This window comes from Sorangium sp. So ce385 (assembly GCF_051474135.1).
Taxonomy (GTDB): Bacteria; Myxococcota_A; Polyangia; order Polyangiales; family Polyangiaceae; genus Sorangium; species Sorangium cellulosum_D.
Map to the genome: position 1 here is coordinate 12,558,201 of NZ_CP150337.1, position 15,471 is coordinate 12,573,671.

The window sequence follows — 15,471 nt, forward strand, 5'->3', positions numbered from 1 at the left end:
CCCAGGCGGCCGCCCCGGCGGATGCCGCCCAGGAAGAACGCAACGGCGCGTCGCGCGCCCCTGCAGTGAAGGTCTGTCATGTACCTGCCCGGAAAAGAAATCCCCTGGAAGGATTTTCTGAACGACATCAAGCAGGAATGGGTCAAAGACAAGGTCGACACCGTCGCTGCTGCGCTGACCTTCTTCGGCGTCCTCTCGATCTTCCCGTTCCTGCTCTTCGCGGTCGCCCTCGCCGGCCTGGTCATCGATCCGGCCGAGTCCGCGCGGCTGATGCGCGAGTTCTACCAGATGGCCCCGCCCGCCGTGGCGAACATCCTTGGCGAGCGCCTCCAGGCGCTCACCGAGGGACAGAGCCCGGCGCTCCTGACGGTCGGCGCGCTCGGCGCGGTCTGGGCCGCCTCGGGCGGCGTGATCGCGCTGATGGACGCGCTCAACGCCGCCTACGGCGTCGAGGACAGCCGCTCGTTCCTCAAGCGCCGCGGGATTGCGCTCCTGGTCACGCTCGGCGGCGCCGTCCTGCTGACGGTCGCCTCGGCGCTCGCGGTGGCCACACCGGCGGTCACCGAGCACCTCGGCCCGCTGGCGACGCCGATCCTCTGGCTGCGCGTGCCGGTCTCGGCGTTCATCGTGATGGCCGTCCTGGCGGCCCTCTATTACGTGCTCCCCGACGTCGAGCAGAAGTTCAAGTTCATCACCCCGGGATCGGTGGTGGCGGTCGTGATCTGGGCGATCGCCTCGCTGGGGTTCTCCTTCTACGTCAGCCGCTTCGGCAGCTACGAGGTGAGCTATGGCGCGCTCGGCGGCGTCATCATTCTCCTCCTCTGGATGTGGATCTCCTCGATGGCGGTGCTCCTCGGGGCCGAGATCAACGCCATCATCGAGCACCGCTCGCCGGACGGAAAGCGCACCGGCGCCAAGGACGCCGAGGACACGGGGGTGGACGTGCCCAAGACCGCGAAGGAGGAGGGCCAGGAGTCCGCGCTCCCGGCCGGCGCCGGCCGCCCCCCGCGCGAGAGGAGCGCGGGCGGGGACATCGCGCTCCCCCACCCCGTCCGCTCGAACCGCTCGGAGCTCCACGGGGGCAGGGCCTAGAGCGCCGATCAGCTTGACCTGTTCACCGGAGCCCTCTCATGCCGCACAGAATCATCGCTTCCACATCGCTGCTCGCGTTGATCGGCTCGCTCGCCGCTGGCTGCCAGGGCGCCCAGGGCGGCGCGCCCATGACCCCCCTGCCCGCCGACGGCGCGAGGGCCCCGGAGTCCGGCGGCGCGCTGGGCGAGGAGGTGGACGCAGGGGGCGGCGATCCGGTCGGCGCCGGCGACGCGCCGGGCACGGGCGGCCAGCAGGGCTGCACCGACGGCCCGCTGCTCAAGTACGTCGGGCAGAGCCCTGACCAGTGCGCCCGGATGCGCTTCGTCTGCGACCCCGGCTGGACCTATTTCAGCGACGATTGCGGCTGCGGCTGCACGAAGCAGCCCTGAGCCGGGGGCAGCCCTGAGCCGGGGGCAGCCCTGAGGCGGGGGCAGCCCTGAGCCGGGGGCAGCCCTGAGCCGGGGGCAGCTGCCCTGGGCCGGGGCGCGCCCCCGGGCACCGCGGACGAGAGCACGCCTCGCGCGGCGCCCCCGGGAGCCCCGGGCCGGCCCCTCCACAAAAACACCTCGCGCTGGGCGGCCTCCGGCATCTAGCATCGGGGCCCGCATGCGCCCCCTTCTCATCGTGAATCCCCGGTCCAGCGGCGGAAAGACGGCCAAGCTCTTCGACGGGATGCAGGAGCCCATCCAGCGCATCCTCGGCGAGGTGGACATCGTGCGCACGGAGCGCCCGCGCCACGCCGTCGATCTCGCGCGCGAGGCCGCGCTCGGCGGGCGCGAGACGGTCGTGGCGGTCGGCGGGGACGGCAGCGTCAACGAGGTGGTGAACGGCCTCATGCAGGCCAAGGACCGGGGCGCTTCGGGCACCCGGCTCGGGATCATCGGCGCGGGCACGGGCGGCGATCTCTGCAGGACGCTGAAGCTGAACCACCGGCTCGATCACTACTGCACGGCGATCGCGAGCGGCAAGGCGCGCCCCATGGATGTGGGCCGCTTCTCGTACGAGACGCACGACGGAAAGCAGGCCGAGGCGTTCTTCGTCAACGTCCTGTCGGCGGGGATGAGCGGGCTTGTGGATCAGATCGTCAGCGAGACGACGCGGGCGCTCGGCAACACGCTCGCGTACACGATGGCGTCGTTCCGGGGCCTCGTCCGCAGCCGCGTCGGCCGGGTGCGCTGCGTGGCGACGCTGCGCGGGGAGCGGCGCGAGCTGGAGCTCGCGACGCGCACCGTGGCCATCTGCAACGGCCGCTTCTTCGGCGCGGGGATGCAGGTCGCGCCGATGGCGCGGGCCGACGACGGCGTGTTCGACGTGATCGACCTGGGCGGCGCGCCGCACGTCCGCTTCGCGGCGGTGTCGACCGGCATGTACACGGGCGCGCACATCCGCCACCCGGACGTCCGCCACTTCCAGTGCGACCGCATCGAGCTCACGCTCCTGAACCGCGATGTGGAGCACGCGTTCCTGCTCGACGTGGACGGCGAGCCGCTCGGGCGGCTGCCGATCACGGTCACGATCGAGCCGAAGGCGATCGAGGTGCTGGCGCCGGCGGATTGAGGGGGGCGAGGGGGAAGCGCCGCGGCCGAGCTCGGCGGGGCTGGCCGGTTGGCCGACATGAGGCGGGCGCGTAGACTGGCCGCCGTATGAGGATCCTGACCTTCCTGCTGAATGGTCACGCGATCCCGAGGTTGGACCGGGCGCAGAGTGCAATTGCCGTCCTCAAGGAAGACTCGGTGATGGCTCCGCTTTCTAGGGCCTTTTCTTGCAGCGTTCTTCTGGAAGCGCTCGAAATCTACCGAACTACGGAACACAAATAGAGACTCATTTCGAGAAGCTGCGGAACGACGATCAGTCCGCGGCTGACGTCGGTGCGGACTTCGCGTTGCCCCTGCATAACAAAGCCGAATTTCTCCAGGAGCTGTTTCCAGACGCGTTCACCGAGATCGAAGAGGCGTTCCGGGAACGCGTTCCCCACCGTGGATGGGGAAGTATCCCGGCTACGTCACGCGCGCCAGCTTCCACCTCGCGTATCTCAAGGCCATGCTCATCGAGCGCAGCCACCGCTACACGAAGCAGCGCCCGGGCGTGGTGATCGAGCCGTCGTACGTCGAGGCGCTCCGGGCGCGGTGCGCGCGCACAGAGCACCTCCCGAGCTTCCGGCACCTGCTCGCCGCCTTCGAGGCAGCGGGGGACGCGGGGCGCGTGATGACGCGCACACGGGCTGCCCGCTAGCCCCGCGCAGCGCCCGCTCCTCACACCTGACGCGCTGCGGAAACCGCCGCGACTCCCGACCCTCCCGTCCCCCCATCCCGCTCCCCTCGAGCCCGTCGAGCCCGCGCCCCAGTGGTGGTAAGGGACCTCTCATGAGCTTCACCGATTCACCCGGCGAGCCCGCCCCGAGCTCGTCCGCTGCCCGCGCTTCCTCTGCTCCCCGCCTGCTGATCGTCGGTTGCGGCGGCATCGGCGGCATCATCGCCGCGCACCTGTTCGAGCAGGGCCACGACGTCACCGCCTTCACCACGAACCCCCTCATCGCCGACGCCATCAACGCCGCCGGCTTCCGCGTGCGCGGCGAGGCGAGCCCGGGCACCGTCCGCGGCCGCGCCGTGCGCGAGCTCGGCCCGGACACCCGCCCCTTCGACTACGTCCTCCTCGCGACGCAGCCGCCGCAGGTCGAGGAGGCCGCGCGCAGCGTGGTCGCGCACCTCGCCCCGACGGGCGCGATGGTCTGCCTCCAGAACGGCCTCTGCGAGGAGCGCGTCGCCCGCATCGCCGGCCCGGAGCGCACCTTCGGCGGGATCGTCGCGTGGGGCGCCTCGATGGTCGAGCCCGGCGTGTACGACCGCACCTCGAGCGGCGGCTTCGTCCTCGGCCGGCTCGACGGCGCCCGCGACGGGCGCCTCGACGAGCTCGCGCGCATCCTCGAGGCGATCGGCCCGACCACCGTCACCGACAACCTCGCCGGCGCGCGCTGGTCGAAGCTCGCCATCAACTGCGCCATCTCGTCGCTCGGCACCGTCGGCGGCGACCGCCTCGGCGCGCTCCTCCGGCACCGCTTCGTCCGCCGCCTCGCGCTGGAGATCATGACCGAGACCGTGCAGGTCTCGCGCGCGTCCGGCGTGCGCCTCGAAAAGGTGGCCGGGACGCTCGACCTCGACTGGATCGCGCTCACCGACGCCGAGCGCGCCGCGGTGGGCTCGCCGGGCCTGTTCGCGAAGCACGCGCTGCTCCTCGCGGTCGGCGCGCGCTACCGCCGCATGCGCTCCTCGATGCTCGCCGCCATCGAGCGCGGCCGCCCGCCGGCGGTCGACTTCCTGAACGGCGAGGTCGTCGAGCGCGGCGCGGCGTTCGACATCCCGACGCCGATCAACGCCGCGGTCCGCGAGGAGGTGCTCGCGATCGCCGCGCGCAAGCGCAAGCCGAGCCTCCCCCTGCTGCGCGCGCTGTTCGACCGGACGCGCGAGCTCGTGGGCGCGCCCTCGTCGAACCGGCCGCCGCCCGCGACCGCGACGGGAGAGCCGTCCGCGGCGGCGGCGAACGCCCAGGCGACCGCGCCGGACGAGCCGTCCACGACGGGAGCGAACGCCCCGGCGGCCGCGTCGGACGAGCCGTCCGTGGCGGCGACGGACGCCCCGGGCGATCGCGAGGGCGCGTAGCGCGGGGCGCGCGGCGCCGTCGAAAAAGACGAAAGAACGCCGAGGGACACACACGACGTGTCCCGGCCTCCGCATCGTCGCGGATCGCGCGCTCCGCGTCGTCGCGGCGCGATCTCTTTGTCGCGCCGGCGCGTCGAAGTTGGGTAGCATCGGGCGTCTCTTCCTGTGGATCTCGAGCAGGTCCCTCGACGAGGAGCCCTCATGACGCACTCCCCGTTCGCTCTCCCCTCCCGGCGCGGCGCCGCGCCCTTCGGCCGCGTTCCCCTCTTGCTGCTCGCCGCGCTCGCCGCGTGCGGCGACGGCGGAGGCGGCGGCGGCAGCGGGGCCGCCGGCGGCGGGGGCGGCGGCGAGGGCGGCGGGGGCGGCGGCCCCGTGATCGAGGAGCCGAACCGGTTCCGGCTGCGCATCGACGATGCGGAGGTCCCGTCGGTCGTGCTGGAGCTCGACAAGGAGAAGGCGCTCCAGGTCTTCGGGGAGGACGGCGCCAAGCAGATCACGATCCTCGACGTCGACACCACAGGCCTGCTTCAGAGCGCGCTCGAGCAGATCCAGAACGCGTGTGGGGAACTGTGGAAGGAAGACAGCCCGAGCCCCGGCCACGACTGCACGCTCACCCCGCTCGGCCAGAGCTTCGGGGCGGAGTGGCGGACGTCGGCGGAGTTCGCGCTCGTGCGCCTGCTCAGCATGACGCCCGCCAACGCCGACGTGACAGGGACGTCGCTCGAGGGGCTCCAGCAGATCTTCGAGGAGAACCCCGGCACCTTCGCGTTCGACTTCGCCGACGTCCTCTCCGACAGCATCAGCCTGGATCTAGCGGTCCAGCCGGAGCCCACGGCCACGCGCGACAAGCGGACAGCCCCGTTCGTACCGATACCCAAGCTCATCCTCGCCCTCCAGCAGCAGCTGCTCGGCACGCACCCGGCCGTCTCCGATCCGGATGGAGCAAGGTTGCCTGTCACCCTCTACGAGGCCCTCTTCGATCTCCAGCCGCTCTCCGAGAAGCTCGGCCCCTCCGGAAACCATCCCGGGGTGCTGGTCCCTGACGACAGCACGTTCACCACGAAGAGCAATGTCCTGCTGCCCAACTTCCAGATGCGCGTGGTCGCCGAGTCGGGCCTGCGCAGGGTCACGGGGGTTGATCTCTCGAAAGGGGGCGGCGACATGTTCGTCCGGACCGGCGACGCGCCGCTCCGGTTCGACTTCAATGATCCGGAGAAGCTCCAGATTACCGGCATCGCCCCGACGCCGACGATCGATATGCGCATCGCGCTTCGCGAGCTCCCCACCAAGGTGGAAGCGTGCACCGAGGCCGTGGCGCCGGCCTGCAAGGAGAACCGTCCAGACATGCCGGTCGGCTCCAGCACGGTATGGTCCACCCCGCCGTTCATGATGGAGCACATCGTGGGCAAGGCGGCTTACCTCACGTATGGCGAGCGTGTGCCCTTCACGGGGTGCTACTTCCGTCTGAGCGGGACATGCCGGGTGGGCGTGACCATCGGCCAGGCCGGCGACCCGCGCGGCTGGACGGCCTTCACCGACTTGGTTTCCGACCAACCGCCCCCAATACCGCCGTCGCAGTTCTTCTGGGAGCTGCTCACCGAGGTCGGCCAGGTCGCCATCCACGACCCGACCGGCGACGGCAACCCCGAGATCTCGGAAGGCGCCGCCCAGCCGGTCTTCGCGCTCCACGACGTCGGCATCGGCCTCACCGGCGATCAGATCCTCGCCGATCTCCGCCCCACGCTCCAGAGCCAGGCCAAGGAGATCGCCGAGATCATCCTCGGCCGGTACTGGGTCAACAACGACGCGCTCGACTTCTTCTACGGTCGCGCCGCGCCGGACGGCGCCCCGACCTTGTTCTTCGTGGCCGAGGACGACCTCCGGCCCTCGGATCAAAGCTCGGAGGCCCCCCGCGACTACACTTACGAAAAGCCCGGCTTCTTCACGAGCCCGGAGCTCGACGAGGCGAGCAAGGTCTCGAAGAAGGAGCTCGAGGGCGCCGTCGACACCGCGCACGAGAAATACCGGCTGCCGCCGGGCGATACCACGCTGTACATGCAGGACGACGAGGGCGCCGTCTACGAGGTGCGCTTCCACGTGCCCGACGGCGACGATCCCGTGCAGATCACCGCCGACGTGGAGAAGCTCTGATCATGGTGAGGCTCTGATCATGATAGCGCGAGACAGCACCCCCCCCGCCGCCCCCGCCCGCCGCCGGCGCTCCCGGCTCGGCCCCCTGGTCGCCGCCGCGCTCTCCGCCGCGCTGCCCGGCTGCGTCGACGCGGTCACCGTCGACCAGCCGCCGCCCCCGCCGGCGCTCAACGTGAATGAGAGCCGCACCCTCACCCTCGAGTTCCTGCGGTTCGACGCGAAGCGCTTCGCCAAGACGCTGACGCTCGACGAGCTCAAGGCCATCCCGCGGCCCACGCTCGAGGGGATCTGGCTGCTCGATCTCGACATCGCGGCCCTCATCGAGAACGCGCTGCTCAAGGTCATGTACATGCCCCCCGCGGACATCGACGCGCTCTCGCCCGCGTCGAAGAACCTCGTCGGGCTCCTCAACATGACGCCGGAGAACGCCGATCTCCGCGGCACGAGCCTCGAGGGCCTGCTCGGCGTCGGCAACGCCGTCGGGCTCCCGACGTCGAAGATCCTCTCGGACCTCGTGGGCGTGGCCGGCAACGAGCGGCTCATCCCCGTCCAGATCACGTCGCAGGCCGTCCTGGAGAACCTCGTCAGCACCCACCCGAACACCCAGCGCCGGAGAGGACCGCCGAACGACGAGCACCCGGACGGCATCTACCCCGTCGCGCCCCACTCCATCCCCGTCACGCTCTACGACGTGGTCACCGACTTCGCCGGCCTCGCCGAGCAGTTCGGCCCGACACCGCTCGATCCGGACGACCCCGAAGGGGCGAAGCACCCCGGCTTCATCAAGGCGGCCGCCGGGGTGAAGGCGGCCCTCGACGACTTCACGATGACGGTCCGGGTCAACGTCAACGCCCTCCCGTACAAGGGGGTCGACGCGACGATGGCCGACGTCGCCAGCATCAACAGCACGCCCGGCCAGATCGACACCCTGTTCGACTTCAGCGAGCCGGACTGGCTCGAGCTCGCCAACCTCGCCAGGAACCTCAGCATCGGCGAGCTGACCCTGGCCATCCCCGAGAGCGCGATGTACCTGCCGGGCGGCACGAGCCGCGAGCCCGCGCCGCGCGGCGACTCGCCCGTGTGGGAGCAGCCGCTCTGGGAGTTCGAGCACATCCTCGCCCGCGCCGGCGAGCTCAAGGCAGCGCAGATCGAGGAGCATTGCTCGAGCTACGGGCCCCAGGGCACCTCCACGAGCGAGTTCCAGCCGGTGAAGGTCTGCGTCGACGGCACCGGATGGACCGAGATCGGCGTCGATAGCAGCATCGTCCTCGAAGACCCGCCGCCCCCGCCGTCGTACTTCTGGGACATCCTCCTCGAGGTGGCCCAGGCGCGGCTCCACGACGGCGGCCTCGCCGAGGGGGAGGCCGACCTCGAGGTGACCCTCCGCGACGTCCCGGTCGGCGTGAAGACCGAGGAGCTCGTCGCGAGCATCAAGGAGAACCTCGCGAAGGATCCGGCGGTCCTCAAGGACATGGCGATCGAGCTCAACAACAACGCCGCCGGCGACGCGGACTTCTACCTCTACCAGCCGAGCACCGAGAGCGGCGTCGCCGGCCAGCGCGATTACCTCTACTTCGTCGCGCCCGACGACATCCGCAAGGACGACGAGGGCGTGCGCGTGCGCGACTATGCTTACGAGAATCCGGGCTTCTTCGCCGACGCCGCGCTCACGAAGAAGGTGTCGACGGCCGAGGAGATCGACGGTGACGCGCTCCACGAGAAGGTGGAGGTCCAGCAAGGAGATACGCTGTATTTCGCGGACGACGAGGGGCGCCGCTACGAGATCAAGATCGGCGACAAGCCGAGCGCCCATCGCCTCTCGCTCACCCTCACCCGGATCCAGTGATCGGCCCCCCCACCGTGAGGACCCGTGTCATGACAGGAGCTCTGCCGACCCCGCGGCCCCGCAACCGCGCGCGTGCCAGTGGACTGACAGGACGTGAACTCGCCGCGCTGGCGCTCGCGACAGGCCTCGTCTGCCAGACGGCGGGCGACGCGCGCGCCTCGGGCATCGACGCGCCGTGGGTGACGAGCGGCGCCTCGGGCCCCACGACCGCGGACGCCGCCGCCGTCTTCTGGAACCCGGCCGCGCTCGCGGGCGTCGAGCGGACAGAGCTCATTCTCGGCGCGGGCCTCATCGTCGGCCGCGCCACCTATACGCGCGAGCGGCGCGGCACCTACCAGACGCCGGACACCCTGCAGTTCAAGCTCCCGCTCGATCCGGCGAACGCGGCCCCCGGCAAGACCGGCCCGGCCGAGCAGGTCTCGACCACGCCGGTCGCGCCGACGGGCAACGCCTTCCTGGCGATCCCGGCCATCCCGAAGCGCCTCACCGTGGGCGTCGGCCTCTACGTGCCGTATGCCGCGGCGCTCAGCTTCCCGGACGGCGCGCAGCGCTGGCAGCTCCAGCAGGCGTTCATCGTGGCGAGCTCGCTGACGGCGGCCGCCGGGCTCCGGCTGACCGACCAGCTCTCGGTCGGCGCCGGCCTGTCGTACGTGGGCGGCCTGGCCGAGCTCTCGAAGGTGCAGGACTTCGCCAGCCTCAAGGAGTTCCACGACGGCCTCGACTACCTCAAGCAGGACAACGACTTCGGCCCGAGCACGCCGTCCGAGCTGCGCGAGCTCGACGTCCTCGCGCGGCCCATCTCGCTCAAGCAGGCGCTCTCGCACGGCGCCTCGTTCCACCTCGGGCTCGCGTTCAACCCGAACAAGGACCTGCGCTTCGGCCTGACGTACCAGCACAGCACCGCGATGCGGTACAAGGGCAAGTTCGCGATCGACATGAACCACCCGTTCTTCACGCAGGACCTGGCCGAGCAGGGCCTGCGCTACAAGGCGCTCGTGGAGGGCGACGCGGAGCTCTCGTTCACGCTCCCCAAGCGGCTCACGGCCGGGGTCGGCTACCGGGTCAACGACAAGCTCAGCATCGATGGCCTGCTCTCGTACGTGCTCTATTCGGACATCGAAGCGTTCGTGGTCACGGCCTCCTCGCCGGACCTCGCCCAGCCGAAGCTCGGGATCAGCGATCGCGTGGCCGTGACGCTGCCGCGCCGGTGGAACGACACGGTGTGGGTGGAGGCCGGCGCCAAGTACCGTTTCAGCGAGGCGTTCGTCGGGACCGCGTCGGTCGGGTACCAGTCGCCGGCCTCGCCGGACGAGACGATCGACGTGGCGTCGCCCGACAATCACCGGCTGATCGGCGACGTCGGCGGCATCTTGAAGGTGAGCGACAACGTATCGCTCTCGGGCGACGTCCGCGTGCAAGGCATCTTGCCGCGCACGGTGACCAATTCGGACTACGACCTCGGCAACGGGGAGTACACGCTGGTGCTCACGACGGTGGGCGGGCACCTCAAGGTCGTGTTCTGAGCGGGGAGGCGGAGCCGAAAGCGCAGCGAGATGAGCTGCTGCGGGATCGCCATCCTCCAAGGGACAACGGCGTACCCGCCGGATCGGACACGGCCCTCCACGCCGAACCACGGGTCACCCGTCACCTCGGAGACAATTTTGTAAGCCGGATCACGCATCCACCGCCGAACGGGAGGCAGCGCAGAGAGCGCGGCGACGCCGGGCGCGTCGCTTCGATGATGCGGCTTTCAACGGCTCACGGCCCGCACAGCTCGAGATCCGGCTTCGGCGGCGCCGGGTACGCGTCCGTCGCCCTCTTCGCGAACTGGCACTGCAGGTCGTCCGGCAGGCACCCGCCCTGCGGGATGCACGCGCCGTCCTCGCCCGTCCCGAGACACAGGCACTCCTGATCGTCGGGATCGCAGATCTCCACGAGCTCCATCATCCCCTCGTCCTCGTGGTTCAGCTTGTGGCAGTGCAGCACGAACTGCCCCGTGAACTTCCGGGGGTTCATGATCACGTCGCGCGGCCCGTCCTCGACCTGGACCCACATCGTGTCCCGCCAGTGAGGGAAGTTGGGCTCCTTGTTCGATTTGTTGGGGCACACGAGGAAAGGGTTGATGTGGATATGGAAGGGGTGGCCGTCGAACGCGCGGATCTCCCACCGCTCCGAGCTGCCGACCGTCATGATGCGGTCGCTCCGGTAACCCCGCAGCCGCCGATCGTCGAACTTGCGGCAGCTGATGTTCGGATCCGGGCAGAGGCACACCGGCGCGTCGGGGTCGATCTCGTGCGGGTGGTCCTCCGGATCGCACGACATGAGCGCCACGTCCGAGCTGAGGTCGGGCGGCTGTGACCCCGGCGTGGGCACCAGCAGCACCACCTTCTGGTGCACGGTCTCGACCGAGTCGCAGCTCACCTCGGTCATCTGCCCGTCGACCATGCCGGTCCACGAGGTGGGCGGGGCGAGCGCGGCCACGTCCGCCTCGCTGGGCAGGTTCACCTCGGTCGGCTCACCCGCGCTCCGGCTCACGTCGACGATCGCGATCACGCTGCCCAACAGGTCGTTCGGCCGCCGGCCGACGAGGCAGAGCGTCTGCTCCTGCTCCGGCATCTTCACCATCACGTCGGCGCGGTAGCCCGGCGACACCCACACCGTGTCGCTCCGGTACAACTGCGGGAGCGTCACCCCATCGCGCGCGATCTGCGTCGTCTCGATGGGCTCCTTGTCGAAATCGGAGCACGCCGCGTCCTTCGCGACGTGGAGCTTCATCCCCATCTCGTCCGGGCTGCCCGCGTACACCATGCGCCAGCGCTCCACCTGCCCGGGCGGCGTCACGATCCGCGGCCTCAGCTTGCCGTTGATCAGCGTGGCCCGGAGCGTCTCGACCGCGAGGAAGTCGAGCACCGACAGGTTGTCCTCGGTGCAGTCCTCCCCCTCTTTCAAGGGCACCGTGTTCTCGTGATCGATGGGCACCTGCGTCATCACCATGACCCGCTCTCGGGCCTTCGCGATGCCGGGCAGCTCGTCGAGCTCCCCCTCGATGAGGAGCGCCCCCGCGGCGCCGTCCATGACCTGGATGGCGGTCGAGCCGTGGATGTGCGGGTGATACCAGTTGGTCCCCTCGTGATGGATCCCGTCCTCGTCGATGTCCCAGCGGTACCGGGCGCTCTCCCCCGGCGCCACGTGGTGCAGCACGTGGTCCCCGAAATACCGCGCCTCGGGGGCGCAGCCGTCGCCCTCGCACGGGTCCTCGGCGTCGTCCGTCGCGAAGTTGGGCTGCACGTGCAGGCCGTGCGCGTGCAGGTTCGTCAGGTTGAAGTCGTGACACGACCGCGACCCGTGACCCATCATGCTCGCGATCTCGCGGAAATCGCTCCTCGTGAAGTCGTTGCGCAGGTTCACGTGGATCCTGCGGTCCTCGCCCTTCGGGACGCGGATCGTGGGCCCGCTCGTCATCCCGTTGTAGGCGCGGAGACAGAACCGCCGTCCGCCGATCTCCACCGCGCTGGGGCCGTAGCGGAGCTCGTACACTCCGTCCTCGCCCGGCTGGAGCTCGGGGGGATCCTCGTACATCGGCGACACCGGCGTCGCGCCCGTCTCCTCGTCTCCGCCAGCGCCCGTGCACGCCGCGGCCCCCAGGGCCACCGCCGCGATCGATCCCGCGCGCATGAGCGCGTGTGAAGCGTCTCGTCCCATCGGCTTTGCTCCTCCGGGAACGACCCTATCGATCCGCGCCGTACGCGGATGGCCGAAGACGGTCACCGGCTGGCTCGAATGCGGCCAGTGGCAGGATGTAAGGTGAACGCCGCGCGCAGATGCGGTAGACAGGTAGCGATACTCCCGTGAGCTCCGATCAGCCCGTCCTCCGCGTCCGCAACCTCCACAAGTCCCACGCGCTCGGCGCGACGCCGATCGAGGTGCTCCGGGGGGTCGACCTCGACATCCACGCCGGCGAGATGTGCGCGATCATGGGCCCCTCCGGCGTCGGCAAGAGCACGCTGCTCTCGTGCGTCGCGGGCCTCGAGTCGCCGGATCGCGGCGAGGTCCACGTCCTCGGCGAGGACATGGCGGCCCTCGACGAGCACGGGCGTACCCTCCTGCGCCGCCGCCGCATCGGCATCGTCTACCAGTTCTTCAACCTCGTCCCGACGCTCACCGGCTACGAGAACATCGTCCTGCCGTACCTCATCGACGGCGCCGCGCCGGACCACGACGCCGCCTCGCGCATGCTCGATCGCGTCGGCATGCGCGCCCGCGCCGAGCACCTGCCCTCGCAGATGTCGGGCGGCGAGATGCAGCTCATCTCCATCGCGCGCGCGCTGGTCCGCCGCCCCGCGCTCGTGCTCGCCGACGAGCCGACCGGCAACGTCAACGTCGCGACCGGCCGGCGGATCATGGCGCTGCTCGCCGACGCCCTGCGCGAGGCCGGCAGCGCCATGCTCCTCGTCACGCACAACGCCGAGGACGCCGCCCGCGCGCACCGCGTCGTGTTCATGCGCGACGGCCTCCTCTTGCACGACGCCGCCCTCGCGGGCCCCGCCGTCACCTCGGCCGCGGTCCACGATCGGCTGAAAGAGCTGGGCATCTGAATGCTCCTCCTCCTCCGCGCCCTCTTCCAGCCGCTCGTCCGCATCCTCGCGCTGCGCAACCTGCGCGCCGACCGCTTCGGCGCGATGGCCGCGCTGCTCGGCGTCGCCCTCGGCACGGCCACGGTCAACGTCGTCCTCATCCTCGACGTCGGCACGCGCGCCGTCGAGGCGCGGAGCTTCGTCACCAACCCCGATCTCCCCGTCTTCACCGAGCAGACCGTCACCCTGCGCGGCCTGCGCCCGGACGGCGAGGTCATCGCCGCGGCCGACGCCCAGGAGGAGACGCACGAGGACTACGAGATCATGCGGTCCGCGATCCGCCTCGGCTCGCTCTCCGCGTTCCTCGTCGGCGCCCTCATCGTGTTCTTCACCTTCAACGTCGCCGTCGAGCGCCGCCGCCGCGAGATCGCCTTGTTGCGCAGCGCCGGCGCGCTGCCCCCGCAGGTCGCGGCGGTGTTCGTCCTGGAGGCCTTGCTGCTCGGCGTGGGCGGCGCGGCGCTCGGCCTGCTCGGGTCGATCCCGCTCGCGTACCTCGCGGCGAAGGCGGGCATCACGACGACCGGCCGCGCGCGCATCCCGCTCTACGCGATCCGCCTGCCCTGGAGCGCGATGCTGCTCGTCAGCGGCACCGGCGCCCTCACGGCGTTGCTCGGCGTGCTCCGCCCGGTGCGCGACGCGCTCCGCGTCGACATCGCGCGCGCGCTGCGCCCGCGCTTCCTCGAGGGCGGGGCCGAGCAGCGGCGCCGCCTGCGGGGGATCACGCTGCTGGCGCTGCCGTTCATGGTGCTCGTCTACGGCCTGCTCCGCCCGTTCTTCCGGGATTCGGTGCCGATGCTCGCCTTCTTCGTCGTCGAGGCGGGGCTCGTGTGCGCGGCGTTCCTGGCGGCCATCGTGTTCGTCCCGGACCTCGTCGCGCGGCTCGGCGCGCTCGCCGTGCGCCTCGCGCCGCGCCGCTGGGCCGCGGAGCGCCTGCTGCTCCGGCGCCGGGTCGAGCACAGCGGGCACGAGCTCGCCTGGAGCGTCGGCGGCGTGATGATGGTCTTCGCCCTGCTGCTCGCGCTGCACATCGCCACGGCGGCGCTCAAGCAGGAGGTCTCGGCCTGGGCCGGGCGCGCGCTCGCGCCGTACGCGTTCCTCTACCCGGACGAGCCGCTCGGGCATGCGCAGCGCCTGTTGCCGAGCCTGCCGCCGCGGCTGGTCGCGGCGCGGTTCTCGAGCCGCACGCCGTGGCCCAACGTGGTCTACGCGGTCCCGGGGGACGAGCTCCTCGCGCTCGCCGAGGCGACCGGGCGGGCCGAGTCGATCGCGGTCGCCCGACGGTTCGGGCCGGGAAAGGCGATCGTGTCCACGATGATGGCCCGGCGGTTCGGGGTCGGCGTCGGAGATCAGCTCGAGGTGAGCGGCAGCGCGGGCGGGCGGCGGTTCGAGGTCGTGGGGGTCACGGACGATCTGGGATATGTGCATGCGCCCGGCGCGTACAGGAACCTGCGGACGTACGCGGTGATCGATGCGGCGGACTTCACGGTGATCTCGCCGTACGCGCTCGCGATCGGGCACACGGTGGCGCTGGCGGATCCGGTGACCGGGGCCGAGGCGGCGCGGGGGGGCGCGGCGACGCCGCCCTGGGGCGAATTGCTGGCCGACGCGCCGCGCGCGAGAGACGTGCGGATGCAGACGGGGGTCGAGATCGAGGCGGTGCGGCGGAAGGCGACCGGACGGGACTTCGTGATCTTCGACATGATCCTGGGGTTCACGACGGTGCTCGCGGCGATCGGCGTGGCAAACCAGATGGTGCTGGCGCTGCACGCGCGGCGGCGGGAGCTCGCGCTGCACCGCGTGCTCGGGATGACGGCGGGGCAGGTCCGGCGGATGGTGCTGATGGAGGGGGCGCTGGTGGGCGCGCTGGGCGGGGCGCTGGCGGTGCTGCTCGGGGTGCCGCTCGGGTCGGCGGCGCTGGGGGCGCTGAGGACGGTGTCGAGCTTCGAGGTCGAGTTCCATATCCCGCCGGAGTACGGCGTGATGACGGCGCTGGGGGCGACGGCGGTGGCGCTGTTCGCGTCGCTGTATCCGGCGCGGAGCGCGGGGCGGAGCAACGCGGCGGAGTCGGTGCAGTACGAGTAGGGGCCGGGGG

General features: G+C 71.0%; 11 protein-coding genes. 10 read left to right on the forward strand and 1 reads right to left on the reverse strand.

The features are described 5' to 3' along the window. Nucleotides 1–78: 78 nt before the first annotated feature. The 8 genes from WME83_RS46050 to WME83_RS46085 all read left to right on the forward strand — a co-directional run bounded on the left by WME83_RS46050 (nucleotide 79) and on the right by WME83_RS46085 (nucleotide 10,268). Nucleotides 79–1,092 carry a YihY/virulence factor BrkB family protein gene (locus WME83_RS46050; RefSeq protein ID WP_437316052.1) on the forward strand — a complete coding sequence of 338 codons (1,014 nt, stop codon included), beginning with the start codon at nucleotides 79–81 and terminating at the stop codon, nucleotides 1,090–1,092. Nucleotides 1,093–1,130: 38 nt separating this feature from the next. Then, on the forward strand, nucleotides 1,131–1,481 hold the full coding sequence (locus WME83_RS46055) for a hypothetical protein (protein WP_437316053.1): 351 nt from the start codon (nucleotides 1,131–1,133) through the stop codon (nucleotides 1,479–1,481). A gap of 217 nt (nucleotides 1,482–1,698) precedes the next feature. Then, nucleotides 1,699–2,649, forward strand: a complete 951-nt coding sequence (locus WME83_RS46060) for a diacylglycerol/lipid kinase family protein (protein WP_437316054.1) — start codon at nucleotides 1,699–1,701, stop codon at nucleotides 2,647–2,649. A gap of 423 nt (nucleotides 2,650–3,072) precedes the next feature. Further along, complete coding sequence (locus WME83_RS46065; RefSeq protein ID WP_437316055.1) at nucleotides 3,073–3,324, forward strand: hypothetical protein; 252 nt, start codon at nucleotides 3,073–3,075, stop codon at nucleotides 3,322–3,324. A gap of 131 nt (nucleotides 3,325–3,455) precedes the next feature. After that, a complete protein-coding gene (locus WME83_RS46070) occupies nucleotides 3,456–4,748 on the forward strand; it encodes a ketopantoate reductase family protein (RefSeq protein ID WP_437316056.1) in 1,293 nt (430 codons plus the stop codon). Between the two features lie 201 nt (nucleotides 4,749–4,949). After that, a complete protein-coding gene (locus WME83_RS46075; RefSeq protein WP_437316057.1) occupies nucleotides 4,950–6,899 on the forward strand; it encodes a hypothetical protein in 1,950 nt (649 codons plus the stop codon). A gap of 19 nt (nucleotides 6,900–6,918) precedes the next feature. Further along, nucleotides 6,919–8,745 carry an acetyltransferase gene (locus tag WME83_RS46080; protein WP_437316058.1) on the forward strand — a complete coding sequence of 609 codons (1,827 nt, stop codon included), beginning with the start codon at nucleotides 6,919–6,921 and terminating at the stop codon, nucleotides 8,743–8,745. Between the two features lie 29 nt (nucleotides 8,746–8,774). After that, entirely contained in the window at nucleotides 8,775–10,268 is a 1,494-nt protein-coding gene (locus WME83_RS46085) for an OmpP1/FadL family transporter (protein WP_437316059.1), read from the forward strand. Nucleotides 10,269–10,503: 235 nt separating this feature from the next. On the opposite strand, the gene WME83_RS46090 is transcribed toward WME83_RS46085, so the two are convergent. Further along, a complete protein-coding gene (locus WME83_RS46090) occupies nucleotides 10,504–12,447 on the reverse strand; it encodes a multicopper oxidase family protein (protein WP_437316060.1) in 1,944 nt (647 codons plus the stop codon). A gap of 146 nt (nucleotides 12,448–12,593) precedes the next feature. Between WME83_RS46090 and WME83_RS46095 the strand changes: the two genes are divergently transcribed. Beyond that, nucleotides 12,594–13,340, forward strand: coding sequence for an ABC transporter ATP-binding protein (locus tag WME83_RS46095; RefSeq protein WP_020741099.1), 747 nt, complete (start codon nucleotides 12,594–12,596; stop codon nucleotides 13,338–13,340). After that, nucleotides 13,341–15,461 carry an FtsX-like permease family protein gene (locus WME83_RS46100; RefSeq protein ID WP_437316061.1) on the forward strand — a complete coding sequence of 707 codons (2,121 nt, stop codon included), beginning with the start codon at nucleotides 13,341–13,343 and terminating at the stop codon, nucleotides 15,459–15,461. Nucleotides 15,462–15,471: the final 10 nt, after the last annotated feature.